Raw genomic sequence first — 17,126 nt, forward strand, 5'->3', positions numbered from 1 at the left:
GCAGCGGCAGCGCCGCGCGCGTCAACTCAGCCGCACATGCAGCGCCGCTAACCCGCGCAGCAGCCGGTTCGGCACATGGCGGAAATCGTTCGCCCCCTCGGTCAGTTCGAACCGGGCGTAGCGGGCAAACAATTCCTCGAACGTCACCGCCAGTTCCTTGCGCGCGAGCATGTTGCCCACGCACATGTGGATGCCCCGCCCGAATGCGAGATGACTGCGCGCGTTCTTCCGCTCCACATCGAAACGGTCCGGCTCGGGGAACACCGCCGGATCGCGATTGGCCGCCGCAAAGCGCAGCATCACAATCTGGCCGCGCTCGATCGCGACATCGCCCAACATCATATCCTTCGCGGCGACCCGCCACAGGCCGGCGGTCGGTGACAGGAGGCGCAACATCTCCTCCACCATATTCGGGATGAGCGAGCGATCCGCGCGAACCTTCGCCGCCTGGTCGGGGTTCTGGATCAGCAGCAGAAGACCGCCGGCGATCGTTGACGTCGTCGTCTCGTTGCCGGCGACCATCAGTTGCTGGACGATGGAGAGAATCTCTGCGTCATCGAGCGGACGTTCGCCCTCGATCGTCGCATTGACGATCGCGCCGAGCAGGTCGTTCGGCCCGTTGCCACCGCGCCGCGCGTCGATCAGCCGTTTCACCTGCTGTTGGAATTCCACGACGAGATGCGCGCATTCGATCTCGCGTTCGCGTGTCGCCATGCCGCCCAGCCGATCCGCGAACGCGTCCGACCAGCGCTTCACATTCGCGGCGTCGTCAGGGCTCATCCCGATCTGCGCCGCGATCACCGCGACCGGCAGCGGGACCGCGAAATCGTGGACCATCTCGATCGACTCGCGCGCCACCAGTGAATCGAGCAGGCCGCGTACGATGGCGCGGATTTCATCATCCATCGCATTCACGCGGGGCATCGAGAACGCCAGATTCACCAGCTTGCGAAAACGCGTATGCACCGGCGGATCGGCGGTGAGCATCGTATCGACCTGTGGCCAGCCATCCGCCTCGACCCTGGCGATCTCCGCATCATCGGCGCGCGCACCGCGCATCATCGCGCCAAAATCGCTGGACAGATCGTCCGGTCGCCCCGCGGCTTCCGACACCATCTTGTGCGAAAGGACGAGATGAACCGCGCCGCCGCCTGCCGTGGCGACCGGGCCGCGCGCCAAAGCCTCCTGATACCAGACGAATGGTTCCTCCAGCACTTCGGGATCGAAGAATTCCGGCAGCGTTTCGCCCATCGTCGTCATTTGCCCCTCCCCTGAAATGTTCGCTCGGCTCAACCTTGCGCGCTCGGTCGTGACGCGACCCGCGCGCGCCACGCCGCAAGCTTGTGCAGATCGTCGCGCAGCGGCTGGCCGACCAGCGCACCGAACTCCACGAACGAGAAAAGCAGGATGTCGGCCAGCGTGAAGCGATCGCCCGCGATCCACTCGCGTCCGCCCAATTGTCCGTCGATCCAGGCGAGACCATCCGCCGCGATTTCTTTCAGATCAGGCGCGGTGGTCGCCGAGACGACGCGCATCCGCGGCTCGAACATCGGTCGGCCTTCCGCGCCGCGAAACCCGGTCGTCATCGGCTCCGCCACCGTCAGGTCGATGCGCCGCGCCCACATCCGCGTGCGCGCTCGCTCCTCAGGTGTGGTGCCGATCAGCGGCGGCTGCGGCTGTTTCTCCTCAAGATATTCGCAGATCGCCACGGTCTCAGACAGGGTCGTGCCGTCGTCGAGCACCAGCGCCGGCGTGGTCCCGCCGGGGTGGATACGCTTGTACGCATCCTGCCGATTCTCGCCGCTCATGATGTCGATCGCGCGGCGCTCGACCTCCATCCCCTTCTCCGCGAGGAACATCGACACCACGCGCGGGTTCGGCCCGATCGATTCGTACAGGATCATGTCTCTCTCCTAATGTCGCAGCAGGTGCACGATCGACGCGATGATCGTGCCCAGTACGAAGATGTAGATCGGCGGCATACTCAGGTAGATGCCGATGCGCCGCTTCTCCGCCGCCCGGTGATATCCCATCGCATAAGCAAGGCGCGCCGGCGGCCAGATCGCGCCGATCGCCGCCGCCCAGATGGGCGAGACGGTCAGCGCGAACAGCCACATGCCCGGCAGGAACAACACCAGATGCTCCAGCGTATTCTGGTGCGCGCGGACGCGGCGGACATAATCCTCCGGCCCGTCGTGCGATGGCGCGGGCACCTTGAAGCGCACCCGCGCGACGCCCGCGATCAGCAGCGTGAAATAATAGGTCAGCAGCGCCAGGCCGCTGACCAGAGTGACCCACCAATAACCGGGTAGCAGCATCGCCCCTCAACCCGCCGGCGGGCGTTTGGCGTTGGTGTTGCGCCAATCCTGGCGCTTCGCCCAATCGGCGAAGGTTTCCAGTTCGATCGGGATGCGGCGCAGCATCTCATCGGTATCGACCTCGAACGGGCGGGTCGGCGAATTGACGTTATATTCGTAGAAGTCGCCGATGCCCTTCGCCATCGCCTCGCCCTCCTCCCGGCCCATCTCGTCGCCATAGGCATGGACGAGATGTCGGCCGAATTCCGCCGGCGAGCAGGCGTCATAACGAATTTCGCGCCCGAGCACGCTCGACAGCGAGTCCGCGAGTTGTCCGGGGCGCAGTCGCTCCGGCCCGCCGATGTTCATCCACGCGCCTTCCATGTCCGGGCGGTCGAGCGAGTGGATCATGATGCGGGCGACATCGTCGAGGCTGATCCAGTTGGCCTCGGTCGTGGGCTTGTGCGCGTACACGAAGCGCCCCTCGTTGATGATGAACGGGCGCGCCCAGTTGGTCAGCAGATTGTCCATGAACAGCACCGATCCGAACACCGTCGCGCCGACGCCCGAGCGCCACAGCGCGTTGATCCCGGCGGTATTGCCGGCATAGGTGAAGGCGTCGCCGGGGCGATCCGGGATCCAACTCGACGTGTTCCACACAACGCGCTTCACGCCCGCTTCCCTGGCCGCCCGGCCGACGGCACCAGCGATCGCCGCACGATCAGCGCGCGCGCGCAACGGATGCGTGTGAAACACTGCCTCCGCGCCATCGAACGCCTTCACCAGCGAATCGTGATCGTAGAGGTCGGCCGGAATCACCTCGACGTTCGCTGGCTTTTCCTCGTCATAGAACGGGTTATCACGCCGGGAGAGCGCCTTCACGGCAAAGCCGGCCTTGCTCAATTGCCGCACTTGCGCGCCACCTTGCCGGCCGCTTGCGCCGATCACCGCCACTGTTCGCATCACGCTCTCCTCGATTTTCTTCGTCGTTCTTACTTGTCGTCCCGCGCCATCCGCTCGAGATGCCACGCCGCCGTGCCGAACTGGCTCTGCATCGTCGTCGCGCGCTTGAAATAATGGGAGACCGCGATCTCCTCCGTCGTGCCGATGCCGCCGTGCAGCTGGATCGCGCCTTCACCGACGGTTTTCAGCGCCTGGCTGATGAACGCCTTCGCCGCCGATGCCGCGCGCCGCCGCTCGCGGGGTGGGAGGGCAAGCGCCAGCGTCGCCATGATCGCCATCGAGCGTGACCGTTCCAGCAAGGTCAGCATATCAGCCATGCGATGCTGGAGCGCCTGGAAGCTGCTGATCGCCACGCCGAATTGCTCGCGCTGCTTGGTATAATCCACCGTCCGCGTAATCATCGCATCGATCACGCCAACGCTCTCGGCGGCCAGCGCGGCGATGCCTTCGTCGATCGCCTGCTCGATGCGCGGCATGGCGTCGCCCGCCGTGCCGATCCGGGTGGCGGGGGTCGCGGCGAATGTAAGGTCGGATGCGGGGCGCCCGTCGATCAACTGATAGTCGCGCCGCTGGATGCCCTCGGCATTCGCATCGGCCAGGAACAGCGAGACGCCCCCCTCCTCCTTCGCCGATACCAGGAAGTGCGTGGCGATCGGCGCCGCTGCCACCACCGCCTTGGCGCCGTGCAGCGCCACCGCATCGCCGGATGCGGATGCGGTGGTGTCCGCTACGACGGGGCTTGATCTGCCCTTCGCCTCATAAAGAGCCGGCGCGACGATAGCGTCGCCGGCCACGATCGCCGCGCGTAGCTGCTCGGCCGCACCCTGCGCATCGCGCAGCAATGCGGTCGCCACGACAACCCCTTCGATATATGGCTCGATCACCAGCGCGCGGCCCAGTTCCTCCGCGATCACCATGGTTTCGACCGGGCCGCCGCCGATGCCGCCGGCCTCCTCGCTCAGCCCCGCGCCGAACAGCCCGAGTTCGTCGGCGAACTTTCGCCACACATCCGCACGCCAGCCGCCGTTTCGCGCCGCTGCGCGACGCGCATCGAAATCATAGCCGCGTGCAAGATAACCGGCGAGCGATTCGCGCAGCAGCCGCTGCTCGTCGGAGAGAGAAAAATCCATGTCACCCCAAAAGTAATTTGCGCGCTACTTTTACGTAAACACCGTCCGCAATCAAGAGGAGATGATTGCAGGTTGCGTGGCGGCCATTGCTGCGCCACTCTCCCGAACGGGGAACTCAGGAGGCATTGCGAGGGATGGCTGCGGAATTCGGACGGGGCGAACTGGCGCCCCATCCTGACAAGCCCCTGCTCTATTTCAGCCCGATGATTATCGCGCGGCGGCGGCGGCTGCTCAAAGAGGCGCGCCACATGATCGCGGAAGACGGGCTGGAGGGCTTTTCGATCCGCAAGCTGTGCCAGCGCGCGGGCGTGGCGCAGCGCACGCTCTACAACGCCTTCCAGAACAAGGACCGGCTGATCGCCTTCGCCATTCGCGAGGCGTTCGACGAATTCAGCGCCTATGTGCGGTCCGGTTCGGACCCGGCGTCGCTGTCCGGTCTGCTGAGCCGCACGATCGCGATCAACCGTCGCAATTTTCGCGTGCGCAACTATACCAAGGCGGTCTGCGCGATCTATTTCGCGCCCACCACGCCGCGCGACGTATGGCAGACGCTGCAGGACATGGCGCTGCGCGGCAACGGCGACTGGCTGTCGCACAATGCGGTCAGCATCAATCCGTGGATCGAAATCGACCATTTCAACCACAGCCTCGCCAACGTCGAATATTCGACGATCAACGACTGGTGCCGGGGCCGCCTTACCGATGAGGAATATCTTCCGCGTCTTGCGGAGAACATGCTGGTGCTCATCATCGGCGCGGTACGTGGCGCGCTCGCGGATGAAGCCGCGCATTATCTCGACGAGATAAAGCGGACCGGGGAGGTGACCAGTTTCGCCAGCCCGATCGCCGACCCGCCGAAACGCCGGCACCCCGCGAACCCCGAGGAAGTCGTGGCGGCCAAGCCGCGCCGCCGCCGACCGCGCGCGGCGGACTGACTGCGCCCTATCGGCGGCGGCGCGATCCCGCACCGCCACCAGGTAGCGCGATCAGCCCACCGTCGCGATCAGGTGGCCGACCTCATATACTTCTCCCGCCGCTGCGATGATGCGGAGCTTGCCGGATACCGGCGACTGTACTTCCTGCACGCTTTTGTCGGTTTCGATCGCGTAGAGATCCTGCCCTTCGGCAACCTCCCCGCCATCCTCGACAAGCCACTCCACCAACGTCGCATCGGTCATGCTCATGCCGAGCTTCGGAATCGAGATATCTGCCACTTTTGCTCCTCGGGTCAGCCGCGCGCGCGGCGGTCGATCGTGCTGCGCACCGCGCCCGCGATCTGATCCTGGCTGTAGATCCACGCCTTCTCCAGTGGGGGCGAGAAGGGCACCGGCGAATAGGTCGAGCCGACCCGCGCGACGGGTGCCTTCAGCGTATCCCACAATTCCTCGGTGATCCGCGACGCGATCTCCGCACCCGTGCCATAAGCCTTCACCGCCTCATGAACGACAACCGCGCGGCGCGTCTTGCCGACCGAGGCGAACACGGTCGCCTCGTCGAATGGCGCGATGGTGCGCAGGTCGATCACCTCCGCCGAGATGCCCTCGCCCGCCAGCTTCTCGGCCACCGCCAGCGCATCGAGCACCGCGCGACCATAAGCGATGATCGTGACATCGCCGCCCTCGCGCGCGACCGCCGCCTTGCCCAGCGGCACGCGATATCCCGGCTCCGGCGCTGGCCCCATCTGACCATAAGCCATGATATTCTCGATCATGATGACCGGATCATCATCCTCGATCGCGGAAGCGAGCAGGCCCTTCGCATCCGCCGGATTGGACGCCATCACGATCTTCAGGCCCGGCACATGCGCGAACCACGCTTCCAGCATGTCCGAATGCTGCCCGCCGAAGCCGACGCCAGCGCCCGTCGTGGTGCGGATGACGAGCGGCACATTGGTCTGCCCACCGGACATGAAGCGCAACTTCGCGGCGTGGTTGACGATCTGATCCATCGCCACCGTCACGAAGTTCATCAGCATGATCTCGGCGACCGGGCGCATGCCCACGATCGCCGCGCCGACGGCGGCGCCGATGATCGCCTGTTCCGAAATCGGCGTGGAGCGGATGCGGTTCCTGCCGTATTTCTCGGTAAGCCCCTTCGTCACCTTGAAGATGCCGCCGCCCTGCGCGTCGCCGATATCCTCGCCCAGCGCGATGACGTTCGCGTCGGCGGCCATCGCCTCGTCGAGCGCCTGGTGCAGGCCCTGGATGAAATTGATCTTGCTCGCCTTCACGGCCGTTTCCGCGTTCATGCCGCGATCTCCTGCTTGACCACGTCGAAGCGCAGTTCGTCCACCTCGGGGAAGGGGCTTGCGAGCGCGAATTCGACCGCCTCGTCGATCTCCTTCTCGATCGCCGCGACGATCGCGTCGAGTTCGCTCTCCGGCACCTGCATATCCAGCAGCAACTGGCGGAAGCGGGGAATCGGGTCTTCCCTCGCGCCCTGCTCCGCGAGTTCCTTCGGCACATAGCTGAAATCCGCGCCGAACAGGTGCCCGAGCATACGGAACGTCATCGCCTCGATCAGCGTCGGGCCTTCGCCACGCCGCGCACGATCTACCGCTTCCTTCGCGGTGTTATACATATCGACCGGATCGTTGCCGTCGCACTGCACGCCGCGCATCCCGTAGCCGGCGGCGCGGCTGACGATCGACTCACTGTCGGTATGCGCCGCGAACGCTGTATGCTCGCCATATTTATTGTTGGAACACAGGAAGATGACCGGCAACTTATAGAGCTGCGCCATGTTCATCGCTTCATGGAATGCGCCGATATTCGACGCGCCGTCGCCGAAACACACCACGGTAACCTTGCCATCGCCCCGGTTCTGCGACGAGATCGCGAGGCCATTGGCGATCGGCAGTCCGGAACCGACGACACCCGTTGTCACCATCACGCCCGTTTCCGGGTGGGTGATGTGCATCGGGCCGCCTTTGCCCTTGCATGTGCCCGTCGCCCGCCCAGTGAACTCGGCCCATAGCAGCTTGGAGGGAATGCCCTTGCTGAGCTGGTCGGCGACGCCGCGATAGGTGGTGATGAGATAATCGTCCTGATTGAGCGCGGCCATCATGCCCGCCGAGACGACCTCCTGCCCGCGCACCGGATAATAGACGATCGCGAGCTTGCCCTGCGTCAGCAGCGCGCGAAAGCGCTCGTCGCTGCGATGGATCAGCATCGCGCGGCGATAGATATCGAGCAGCTTTTCGCGGCTCGGGGCCGATGTCGTATCGGTCATTCTTCCCCTCCTTGAGGACAGTGCTTCTGTTCTTCGGTTGCTCGTGATCCGCGGACTAGGCTTCGAGCAGCACACAACCCGATAGACCGGGCGCGCCATATACCTGGCTATACCCGATCCGCGCGCCCTCCACTTGTCGCTCGCCGCCGCGCCCCCTCAATTGCTCTACGTTTTCATAGACTTGTCGAAGTCCAGACGCACCGATCGGCTCGCCGCACGCTAGGCATCCGCCATCGGTGTTGATCGGCAGTCGACCGCCAATCCGCGTTTCGCCGTCGGCGATCAGGCGCTCCTGCTCGCCGTCCTTGCAGAAGCCGTTCTCGGCCATGTGCATGATCTCGGCGCCGCTTTCGGTATCCTGAAGCTGGGCGACGTCCACGTCCTCCGGCCCCAGCCCCGCCATCGCCCATGTCGCGGCGGAGGCCAGTTCCACCGCGGACTTTCCGCGCTCGATCTCCAGCGACGGGGCGAACACCTCGAAGCTGCCGAGCGGGCGCGTGCGGATCGCCGCGCCGCGCACCTTCGGTCCGCTCAGTCCAAGCTCGCGCATCTTCCTGTCGGACGCGAGGATCAGCGCGGTGCCCCCTTCCGCCGGCGAGCAGAACATATATTTGGTGAGCGGATCGGAGATCATCGGCGCGTTCATGATCGTATCGAGATCGACCGGGGACCGGCGCCATGCATGAGGGGTCCTGGCGCCATTCTCGAACGCCTTTTCCGCAACCCGACCGAGCGTCGTGCCGCTGATACCGTGGAGCGCCATATAGCGCGTGATCTTGTTCGCGAAGAATTGCGTCGTCAGCATCATTCCGGTCTCGCCATACCAGCGCGGCAGACCGGACGCCTCGGGATCGGCGTTGAACGCGCCGCGTGGATGCTTGTCGAAGCCCACGACGATGCCGATGTCGAACTCGCCCGACTTGATCGTCGAATAGCCGGAGAGCAGCGCCGATCCGCCGGTCGCGCAGCCATTGTTGACGTTGATGAACGGGATGCCGGTGAGCCCGAGTTGCGGCAGCACCGCATCGGCCGATCCGGCTGCGGAGGAACCGCCATAGGCGAACTGCATGTCCTCCCAATCCAGGCCAACATCGGCGAGTGCCTGGCGGATCGCGAAGATGCCCTGTTCACGCCCGCTGCGACCGTCCGTCCGCCCGAACGGGTGAATGCCTGCGCCGATTATATGTACGTCGGTCATGCCGCTTCTCCTTCCCTGACGGGCGCGAAAGCATAAGTGAGCACGGGCTCGCCGCTCTCGTCGGTACGATAGGCTTCGGTGGTGATACGCATCGGTTCGCCGATCCTGAGGCTTTCAAGGTCGTTTGCGACAAGGCGGGATTCGACGATCAACTGCCCCGGCAACTCGACATAGCCGACGCCATATGGCTTGAAATTCTGCTCGTCGCCGTCGCCGTTGAACGGCGTCTTCGGGCGGAAGCGCTGGATCGTATAGGACCAGAGCCTGCCCTCCGGCGCCAATTCCACCGTCTCGTAATCGTCCGCGCCGGCACCTGCGGGCAATGGAAAACGCAACCGTCCGGTCTGCCGCGATTTGCCCGCGAGCAGCCGCGTCGCTGCCCCTTCCCCGATAAACAGCCCCTCAGCCACTGCCCGTGCCATTGTCTCTCTCCCTAACGCTCAGAGCCCGAGGCCCGCTTTCGCGATGATGTTGCGTTGCACCTCGCTCGATCCGCCGAAGATCGTCGTCGCCCTGGTGTTGAGGTAACGGGCTGTCGGCGTCAGCGCATGGGCGAGGCCGACGACATCCTCGTTCGCGCCCATACCGAGCGCATGGCGCTGATCGACCGCGGCATATAATCCGAGCGCCTCCGACGTGAGTTGCGCCAGCCGTTGCGTCGCCTCGCTGACCGTCAGCTTCAGGATCGACGCGGTGACGTTGCTCGTGATCTCGCCCGTACCGCGACTGGCGATCTGGCGGCGTTCGGTCCAGTCGATCGCGAGTATCTCGGTCTCAAGCTGCATGATGCGATGCCGGAAATCGGCGATGTCCCACAAATTACCGCCGTCGTCGCCCGGCTCGCTACGCGCGATCCGCTTGAGATTGGCAAGCTGCGCATTGAGCCGACCCGCCGCCGATCCACCGCCGCGTTCGAAAGTCAGCAGGTATTTGGCGATCGTCCAGCCTTCGCCCTCCTCGCCGATCCGGTTGTCGATGGGTACGCGGACGTTATCGAGGAACACCTGATTGACCTCATGTTCGCCCGACATCGAGACGATCGGCGTGACGGTCAGGCCGGGCGAATCGATCGGCGCGAGCAGGAAGCTGATCCCTGTCTGTCGCGGCCCTTCCCGCCCCGTGCGCACCAGCAGGAAAATCCAGTTCGCCTCGTGCGCGTGCGTCGTCCAGATTTTGGTGCCGTTGATGACGTAATCGTCGCCGTCGCGCTCGGCCCGCGTCTTGAGCGAGGCGAGATCGGAGCCGGCGCCAGGTTCCGAATAGCCCTGGCACCAATAATGTTCACCAGAGAGCATCTTCGGCAGGAAGAAGTCCTTCTGTTCCCGCGTGCCGAATTCCATGATGACCGGCCCGCACAGCGCCAGCCCCATCGCGGGCAGCGTAGGCGTACCCGCCAAGCCGCATTCGCGATCAAAGATATAGCGCTGCATCGCCGTCCAGCCGGGGCCGCCATATTCCTTCGGCCAGCTCGGCGCGATCCAGCCCTTTTCGAACAGGATGCGATGCCATTCGCGCGCCAGCGCACCTTCGGCAAAAACGCCGGCCTGCTTCGCCGCCGCCGCGCGCAGCGCCGGCGTGAACTTCTCGGCGAGGAATTGGCGTACCTCAGTTTCGAAAAATAGGTCTTCCTGGGTTGGCGTGGTATCCATCGCTACATCCTCACTTGAGGTTGCCGGCATCGGCGATCAGCGCGGCGAACGCCTGCAGCCAGCGCGCGCCGGTCGCGCCATCAATAACGCGGTGGTCGCAGGTAAGCGTCACGGTCATCATCTTTGCGACACCGGGTGCGCCGTTCACCGGCACCACACGATCCTCGACCGCGCCGACCGACAAGATCGCGCCATGCGGCGGATTCAGGATCGATCCGAAGCTTGACACGCCATACATGCCCAGGTTCGAGATGCAGAAGCTGCCGCCGTTATATTCGTCCGGCTTCAACCGCTTGCGTCGCGCTCGATCGGCCAGATCGCGTACCTCGATCGCGATTTCGCGCGCCGCCTTGACTTCCGCATCGCGCACGATCGGCGTAATCAGCCCGCCCGGAATGGAGACCGCCACCGCAACGTCAGCGTGATGATGACGAACGACGCCATGCTCGGTGAAGCTGGCATTCACCTCCGGCACCGCGATCAGCGCCTGCGCGACCGCCGAGACAAGCATGTCGTTGACGGAAACCTTGCCCGCCTCACCCGGATCATAAGCGGCCCGCGCGTCGATCAGCGGCTGCGCCGCGATATGCGCGACCAGCGGAAAGTGCGGAATGTCGCGCGCCGCCTCGGCCAGGCGCCTTGCCACCACGCGGCGCACGCCATCGAGCGGCGTCAGGTCGTAGCGCCCACGCGCGATGCCAAGAAGTTCCAGCGCCTCCGCTATGGGATCGGCCTGCGGCGGAATCGAGATCGGTGCTTGCGTCGCCATGGCTCTTGCTACACAACATTTTGCATAACGCATCAACTTTTTTCGGAGTCCCCATGCGCTGGAGAATTGCCGCCCGACCGACCGGCCGGGCGCTGCGCCCTGACGACTTTGAGCGCGACGAAACCCCACTCGATCGGGAACCCGCGCCGGGCGAATTGAAGGTCCGCGTGCTCATGCTTTCCTGCGACCCTGCGCAGAAGGGCTGGATGGAGAATGCCGGCGGCTATGCCGCACCGACCGAAATCGGCGACATCATGCCGGCCGGCGGAATCGGCCAGGTGATCGAAAGCGCGGCCGAAGGTTACGCGCCTGGCGACCTGGTGCAGAGCTCGCTCGGATGGTCCGACGAGATGATCGTGCCGTCAAAAGGAATACGCGTGGTCCCGCGCGAGCCGGACGCGCCGCGCCTCAATCTCGGGCTGCTGGGGTCGAGCGGCCTCACCGCCTATTTCGGGCTGACGCGCATCGGTGAACCACGTGCGGGCGATACACTCGTGATAACGGGTGCCGCCGGCGCCGTCGGCTCGATCGTCGGGCAATTGGGCAAGATCGCGGGCTGCCGCGTGATCGGAATCGCCGGCGGGCCGAACAAATGCCGCTGGCTCACCGAGGAACTCGGATTCGATCACGCGATCGACTACAAGGCCGAAAAGGTGAAGCATCGCGTCAGGGAGCTGGCGCCGGATGGCATTGATGTGTTGTGGGACAATGTCGGCGGCCCAATGCTCGACGATCTGATGGCGCGGATCGCGCGACGCGCGCGCATCGTGATCTGTGGCGGCATCGCGCGCTATCAGCAGGAAGGACGACCGCCCGGCCCGAGCAACTATTTCAACATCGTCTTCAAGAGCGCGCGCATGGAGGGGTTCCTGCTCTCCGACTTCCAGGGCGATCTGGACATCGGGCGCGACCGGCTGCGCCGCTGGCTGGCGGAAGGACGGATCATCCAGCGCGACGAGGTTGTGAACGGGCTGGAAAAGGCGCCCGAAACGCTGATGCGATTGTTTGCGGGCGACAATCTGGGCAAGTTGCTCATTCACGTGGCGGAGCCATCGTAAGCAGATGATCGCAATAGATTTCGTCCAGCCGGACGGCACGCGGGAAAAGATATTCACCCGCGAGGGATATACGTTGATGGAGGCCGCGGTCCGCAGCGGCGTTGCCGGCATATTGGCCGAGTGCGGGGGCTCATGCGCCTGCGCGACATGCCATGTGATCGTGGACCCCGATTGGGTGGAAACCGTTGGGCCACCGAACACGATGGAGGAGCAATTGCTCGAAATGCTCGATACCCGGCAAGCAGCATCTCGCCTCGGCTGCCAGGTGAAGTTGAAGCAGGCGTTCGACGGGCTGGTCGTGCAGGTGCCCGCGATAGATTGACCCGCAGGGTTTCGCCCCCCGCGCACAGCGCGCGGGGAGCGAAACTTCAGAACTGCACGCGCTTAGTATAGCCGCCGTCGATCACCACGTTCGTCCCCGTGGTATAAGACGATGCCGGGCTGGCGAGGAATACCACCGTTCGCGCCACCTCCTCGGCGCTGCCGAAACGGCCAAGCGCCATCTGCGCTTCGGTCGACTTGTAAAAGTCCGGCATACCCGCCTCGATCTTCGACCAGTTGCCGCCATCGAACCGGATCGGGCCGGGCGATACCATGTTCACGCGAATGCCCTTCGGCCCCCACGCCTGGCTCAACTGCTTACCATAAGTGATGAGCGCGGCCTTGAGCGCGTTGAACGCCTGCGGCTGGATGAACGTCTCGAACGCGGCGGTGCTCGACATCAGGATGACCGATCCGGCGCCCGATTTTTCGAGATACGGCTCCAGCGTCTGGCAGCCCTCGACCGCGCCCTTCAAGTCATACTGGAACGTCATGTCCCAGTCGCCCGTTCCGCCGGCCCCCGACGAACTGACGTTGTGAATGAAGATATCCACCCCGCCCAACGCATCAGCAGCCTTTTTCAGCCAGTCGAGATAGCCGCCATCGCTCATGTCGAGGCTGTCGCCGATCACCTTGCCGCCATGTTTCGCGAGCGACGCCTTCGCCTCCGCCACCTGCCTCGCATCGCGCGAGAAGAAGGCAATGTCGGCGCCCTCCGCCGCAAAGATTTCCAGTGCGGCACGGCCCAGCCCCCGGCTACCGCCGGACAAGATCACCTTCTTGCCCTTAAGCGCGAGGTCCATGCTTACTCTCCCTTCATGCGTTGGATGGCGGGCGCCTTCGCCCAATCGAGCCCGCGCCGCAGTAATTCGTAATAAACGTCGAGTTCCCATGAGCAGCGATCGACGGTCGGCCACCAGTCGCGCAGCGGCTGAAGATCGTAATGCCCCCGGCAATGGCCTAGCGCGTTATAGAGCACCGCGCCCTCACCAAGCGGTCGCAGATAAACGACCGGGTGCCGCGCCTTTTCCCATGTCGCATCCACGAAGCCGGGCGTTTCCCCGCCGAATTCGGTATCGAGCAGGACGTGCAGATCGGCGCGCGGACGGCTGAGATACAGTTCGTCCGTTGTCTCGAACGGCTCGATTCCGGCGGAAATCGGATGCTTCGCGTCCGCCACCTCGATGCGGATCGGCTCGATCGGAGGATGCGAGGCGAAGGCGGACCCGAGCGTCTCCATGAAATGTGGCGCCCAGTCCGGCGTGTCGACCAACCCGTTCTCAAGGAAGCGCAGGATCGAATTGGTGCCGTGCAGGGCGTAATATCGCCCGCCCCCCGCAACGAAGGCGCGGATCGCTTCCTGCGCCTTCAGGCTCGGCATCACGTCGCAGGTATAGCTTACGAGCAGGTCGCAGGCAGCGATCGCCTCGACGCATTCGAAATCCTCGAACACGCGCGTGCGCACCCGTTCGTCCTCGGCCAGCAGCTTGAGCAGTTCGAGCCGGGCGAAATCTATGTCGTGATACCTGCCGCCCGCGATCAGCACGCAATTGATGGGCCGCTGATCCGCTTTCCGTTCCTCAGCCATTATCGTCCCCTCACCGGATCGGTGCCATCCCAGGTGCGATGCGCCTCGCGCATCATGGCGAAACCCTGTCGCCCGGCCTCGCCGATCTGGAGGTATTCCATGACCGTGCCTGGCCCGCCGCCAGTATCGACATAGATCACCGCGCCCATCCCGCCGGGAAGGGTTCCCTCCTGCACCACGATGCCGCCCTGCCGCACCACGCGGCGGCGCGCTTCGCCGATATCGTCGACCAGCACGCACATATGCTGCACGCCCTCACGGCCCTGCGCACGCCATTCCGTGTACATCGACGGCGCATCATTGTGCTGCCGGATCAACTCGATCTGAATGTCCCCCAGGTAACCGAGCGCCATCGAGAAATCTATGTCGCTCGGCTGGCCGCGAAACTTCACATTCTCCAGTTTCACATGATGGTTCTCGAAGAACGGCCCCGCGCCCAGCGACACCCAATGCGCCAGCGCGGCATCGTAATTCGCCGGGCAATAGGATAGCTGCATCACCGGCCCTAGCGCGGCGACGCTGTCGCCCGCACCCGGCCCTTCGCGCAAGTCACTCATTGTGCCACCTGCATCGCGGCCACCACCGACGCCTGAATCTCGTGCTTCCACGGGTTGCGGCGGAGCGTGAGCCCGCCATTCACCTGCAGATTCTGCCCGGTCATGAAGCATTCGTCGGAGGACAGCCACACGGCGGCGGCGGCGATATCGTCGGAGGTGCCGACGCGCCCCAGCGGATAGCTTGGCACGAACGCTTCCCACAGGCCGGGCGTCTTGCCGTTCGCCGCCGTCATTGGCGTTTCGGTCAGTCCCGGCGAGATCGAGTTCGCCTTGATCCCGCGATCGCCGAACTCGTTCGCGATGCAGCGGATGACATGATCGGTTCCCGCCTTCGTGCCCATATAGGCGGCGTGATCGTTGAGCATGATCGTTGCGGTGGCCGACGAAATCTGGATCAGCGAGCCGCCGTTCTTCATCGCCTCGATCATAGACTGGAAGAACAGGAACGGTCCTTTGAACTGGAGATCGCCGATCTGCTGCAATTCCTCCGCCGTCGTCTCCAGAAACGGCTTGAGCAGGCCCCAGCCAGAGGCGTTGATCGCGATGTCAATGCCGCCCATCTGCTCGACGGCAGATTTCGCCAACGCATCATTATCGGCCTTGCTGGTGATGTCGCACGTCGCCATGAACGCCTTGCCCGGATGCGCGGCGACAAACTGTTCGAGAAACTCCGTCCTGCGCCCGGCGACCAGCACGCTGGCCCCTTCCGCGATCAGGCGATGGCCGATCACCTGCCCCATATTGTCCTTGCCGGCGGCGCCGAGCACGATCGCGCGCTTGCCCTGAAGCCTCATTCTTCCTCTCCTCTCGATATCATCCGATGGTGCGATCGGACGGCCAGAACGGCCGGCGTAACTCGCGCTTGTTGACCTTGCCCATCGCGTTGCGCCCGACTGTCTCCACCAGATCAATGCTGCGCGGGCGCTTGTAACCGGCCAGTTTCTCGCGCACGAAAGCGAACAACTCGTCGCTCGTAACCGCGCGGCCCGGCTTTACGACGACCAGCGCCTTCACCTCCTCGCCCATGTCCGCGCTCGGCACGCCCACCACCGCGACGTCCTCGACGCCGGGATGCGCGATCAGCACCTGTTCGATCTCGGCGGGATAGATGTTGACGCCGCCCGAGACGATCATGTCGGACGAGCGATCCGTTATGAAAACATAGCCTTCGTCATCGACATAGCCGATCTCGCCCAGCGTGAAGACGCCCGGTTCGATATGCGCCGCCGCGGTCTTTTCGGGATCGTTGTGATAGACGATGCCGCGCCCGGTGGGATCGCGGAAATAAAGCTGGCCGATCTGGTTCGCGCCGAGCCGCTCGCCATTTTCGCCGATCACCACCATCTCGAACGGCGGCATCGCCTTGCCCACCGAGCCCGGCTTGCGCAGCCATTCCTCCGACGAGATCATGTTGGTCGAACCCGCCTCCGTCGCGCCATAGGCTTCGAGCAGGACTGGCCCCCACCATGCGATCATCGCGCGCTTCACATCGATCGGGCACGCCGCCCCGGTGTGCGAAACCAGCTTCAGGCTGGAAACGTCATATCGGCGGCGCACCTCCGGCGGCAGCGCCAGCAAGCGTTGGAAGTGCGTCGGCACCATCACGGAAGTGGCGACGCCGTATCTCTCGATATTGACCAGGATCTGCTCCGCATCGAACTTCGGCATCACGACGAGCGGTCGTCCGCCACCTAGCTGCCGCATCGAGCCGAGCGGGCCGGTGTGATAGTTCGGCCCGACGAGAATCCCCGGCCCCTGCGCGCCCGCTGCAACCTGCTGCGCCAGCACCGCGAACAGGCCCGCGATATCATCCTCGCGCGGGAACATATTGGGGGGCGTCTCGGTGCCCTTGGGCCGGCCGGTCGTGCCGGAGGTATAGTGCATATAGGGCAGCGGGCGCATATGCGTGGGCGGTTCCACGTCGCTTGCCGCGGCAAGCCAGTCATCCCACGGCTGCACGCCGGCGATGCCGGTGCAGCGCCAGCCGATCACGCGTTCGATGCCAACCGCTTTCGCCGCGGCAAGCCCCGCCTCCGCTGTCTCCGGCCCGACGAACAGCAGCCGCGCGCCGCTATCCTTCAGGATATAAGCCAGTTCCTCGGCAGTGAGGTGGAAGTTCGCGGGCACACCCGAAACGCCCGCATGGAGCAGCGCGAGATAGGCCAGCGCCATTTCCGTCGAATTATGTGCGAACACCGCCGCGCGTGGTGCCCCTGCGCCGAAATCCTCGCCCAGCAGCGCATTGGTCGCTCGGTTCATGATTGGGTCGAGCGCGGCCCAGGTCAACGTCATCCGGCCATCGGTTACGGCCATCGCATCGCCCGTGGTCTTTGCGCGGTTGGCGGCGGCAAGCGACATCTTCTCT

General features: G+C 64.5%; 20 protein-coding genes. 3 read left to right on the forward strand and 17 right to left on the reverse strand.

Annotated elements, in window-relative coordinates; all coding sequences use genetic code 11:
• Window positions 1-21 precede the first annotated feature (21 nt).
• Genes Q0316_RS18910 through Q0316_RS18930 form a run of 5 tightly spaced genes read right to left on the reverse strand, consistent with a single transcriptional unit; the run spans window position 22 to window position 4,390 of the window.
• The gene (locus Q0316_RS18910; RefSeq protein WP_298675400.1) at window positions 22-1,260 is read right to left on the reverse strand and encodes a cytochrome P450; all 1,239 of its coding nucleotides are present in this window, start codon (window positions 1,258-1,260) and stop codon (window positions 22-24) included.
• A gap of 29 nt (window positions 1,261-1,289) precedes the next feature.
• On the reverse strand, window positions 1,290-1,904 hold the full coding sequence (locus Q0316_RS18915) for a glutathione S-transferase family protein (RefSeq protein ID WP_298675403.1): 615 nt from the start codon (window positions 1,902-1,904) through the stop codon (window positions 1,290-1,292).
• A 9-nt stretch (window positions 1,905-1,913) separates the two neighbouring features.
• Window positions 1,914-2,318 carry an MAPEG family protein gene (locus Q0316_RS18920; protein ID WP_298675406.1) on the reverse strand — a complete coding sequence of 135 codons (405 nt, stop codon included), beginning with the start codon at window positions 2,316-2,318 and terminating at the stop codon, window positions 1,914-1,916.
• Between the two features lie 6 nt (window positions 2,319-2,324).
• Entirely contained in the window at window positions 2,325-3,260 is a 936-nt protein-coding gene (locus Q0316_RS18925; protein ID WP_298675409.1) for an SDR family oxidoreductase, read from the reverse strand.
• A gap of 29 nt (window positions 3,261-3,289) precedes the next feature.
• The gene (locus tag Q0316_RS18930; protein WP_298675411.1) at window positions 3,290-4,390 is read right to left on the reverse strand and encodes an acyl-CoA dehydrogenase family protein; all 1,101 of its coding nucleotides are present in this window, start codon (window positions 4,388-4,390) and stop codon (window positions 3,290-3,292) included.
• A 134-nt stretch (window positions 4,391-4,524) separates the two neighbouring features.
• Here Q0316_RS18930 and Q0316_RS18935 point away from each other — a divergent pair, with 134 nt between their 5' ends.
• The gene (locus tag Q0316_RS18935; RefSeq protein WP_298675414.1) at window positions 4,525-5,325 is read left to right on the forward strand and encodes a TetR/AcrR family transcriptional regulator; all 801 of its coding nucleotides are present in this window, start codon (window positions 4,525-4,527) and stop codon (window positions 5,323-5,325) included.
• 51 nt (window positions 5,326-5,376) lie between these two features.
• On the opposite strand, the gene Q0316_RS18940 is transcribed toward Q0316_RS18935, so the two are convergent.
• From Q0316_RS18940 to Q0316_RS18970, 7 genes are read right to left on the reverse strand one after another with little or no spacing between them, the layout of a single operon-like run.
• Window positions 5,377-5,604, reverse strand: coding sequence for a lipoyl domain-containing protein (locus tag Q0316_RS18940; protein ID WP_298675417.1), 228 nt, complete (start codon window positions 5,602-5,604; stop codon window positions 5,377-5,379).
• Between the two features lie 14 nt (window positions 5,605-5,618).
• Window positions 5,619-6,638 carry an alpha-ketoacid dehydrogenase subunit beta gene (locus Q0316_RS18945; RefSeq protein ID WP_298675419.1) on the reverse strand — a complete coding sequence of 340 codons (1,020 nt, stop codon included), beginning with the start codon at window positions 6,636-6,638 and terminating at the stop codon, window positions 5,619-5,621.
• Entirely contained in the window at window positions 6,635-7,621 is a 987-nt protein-coding gene (locus Q0316_RS18950; RefSeq protein ID WP_298675422.1) for a thiamine pyrophosphate-dependent dehydrogenase E1 component subunit alpha, read from the reverse strand. The genes Q0316_RS18945 and Q0316_RS18950 overlap by 4 nt, the downstream gene beginning before the upstream one ends.
• 55 nt (window positions 7,622-7,676) lie before the next feature.
• Window positions 7,677-8,819, reverse strand: a complete 1,143-nt coding sequence (locus Q0316_RS18955; protein ID WP_298675426.1) for a thiolase family protein — start codon at window positions 8,817-8,819, stop codon at window positions 7,677-7,679.
• Window positions 8,816-9,241, reverse strand: coding sequence for an OB-fold domain-containing protein (locus Q0316_RS18960; protein ID WP_298675429.1), 426 nt, complete (start codon window positions 9,239-9,241; stop codon window positions 8,816-8,818). Before Q0316_RS18960 ends, Q0316_RS18955 begins: the two co-directional genes overlap by 4 nt.
• Before the next feature lie 18 nt (window positions 9,242-9,259).
• Window positions 9,260-10,468: an acyl-CoA dehydrogenase family protein gene (locus tag Q0316_RS18965; protein ID WP_298675432.1), complete on the reverse strand. Its 1,209-nt coding sequence runs from the start codon at window positions 10,466-10,468 to the stop codon at window positions 9,260-9,262.
• A 10-nt stretch (window positions 10,469-10,478) separates the two neighbouring features.
• A complete protein-coding gene (locus Q0316_RS18970; RefSeq protein WP_298675435.1) occupies window positions 10,479-11,237 on the reverse strand; it encodes a 2-oxo acid dehydrogenase subunit E2 in 759 nt (252 codons plus the stop codon).
• 53 nt (window positions 11,238-11,290) lie between these two features.
• Between Q0316_RS18970 and Q0316_RS18975 the strand changes: the two genes are divergently transcribed.
• Together Q0316_RS18975 and Q0316_RS18980 are read left to right on the forward strand one after the other, a co-directional pair.
• Window positions 11,291-12,295: an NADP-dependent oxidoreductase gene (locus tag Q0316_RS18975; RefSeq protein ID WP_298675437.1), complete on the forward strand. Its 1,005-nt coding sequence runs from the start codon at window positions 11,291-11,293 to the stop codon at window positions 12,293-12,295.
• A 4-nt stretch (window positions 12,296-12,299) separates the two neighbouring features.
• A complete protein-coding gene (locus tag Q0316_RS18980; RefSeq protein WP_298675440.1) occupies window positions 12,300-12,617 on the forward strand; it encodes a 2Fe-2S iron-sulfur cluster-binding protein in 318 nt (105 codons plus the stop codon).
• 46 nt (window positions 12,618-12,663) lie between these two features.
• Here the strand turns inward: Q0316_RS18980 and Q0316_RS18985 are convergent, their stop codons facing one another.
• Genes Q0316_RS18985 through Q0316_RS19005 form a run of 5 tightly spaced genes read right to left on the reverse strand, consistent with a single transcriptional unit; the run spans window position 12,664 to window position 17,119 of the window.
• On the reverse strand, window positions 12,664-13,419 hold the full coding sequence (locus tag Q0316_RS18985; protein WP_298675443.1) for an SDR family NAD(P)-dependent oxidoreductase: 756 nt from the start codon (window positions 13,417-13,419) through the stop codon (window positions 12,664-12,666).
• 2 nt (window positions 13,420-13,421) lie between these two features.
• The gene (locus Q0316_RS18990) at window positions 13,422-14,204 is read right to left on the reverse strand and encodes a ThuA domain-containing protein (RefSeq protein WP_298675446.1); all 783 of its coding nucleotides are present in this window, start codon (window positions 14,202-14,204) and stop codon (window positions 13,422-13,424) included.
• Window positions 14,204-14,761: a VOC family protein gene (locus tag Q0316_RS18995; protein ID WP_298675448.1), complete on the reverse strand. Its 558-nt coding sequence runs from the start codon at window positions 14,759-14,761 to the stop codon at window positions 14,204-14,206. The genes Q0316_RS18990 and Q0316_RS18995 overlap by 1 nt, the downstream gene beginning before the upstream one ends.
• On the reverse strand, window positions 14,758-15,555 hold the full coding sequence (locus Q0316_RS19000) for an SDR family oxidoreductase (protein WP_298675451.1): 798 nt from the start codon (window positions 15,553-15,555) through the stop codon (window positions 14,758-14,760). Before Q0316_RS19000 ends, Q0316_RS18995 begins: the two co-directional genes overlap by 4 nt.
• A 19-nt stretch (window positions 15,556-15,574) precedes the next feature.
• Window positions 15,575-17,119 (reverse strand): AMP-binding protein, encoded by a 1,545-nt coding sequence (locus tag Q0316_RS19005; RefSeq protein WP_298675454.1) that lies wholly within the window; start codon window positions 17,117-17,119, stop codon window positions 15,575-15,577.
• Window positions 17,120-17,126 lie beyond the last annotated feature (7 nt).

Origin of the sequence: uncultured Sphingomonas sp. (genome assembly GCF_937871615.1) — a bacterium.
In the GTDB taxonomy this organism is placed as follows: domain Bacteria; phylum Pseudomonadota; class Alphaproteobacteria; order Sphingomonadales; family Sphingomonadaceae; genus Sphingomonas.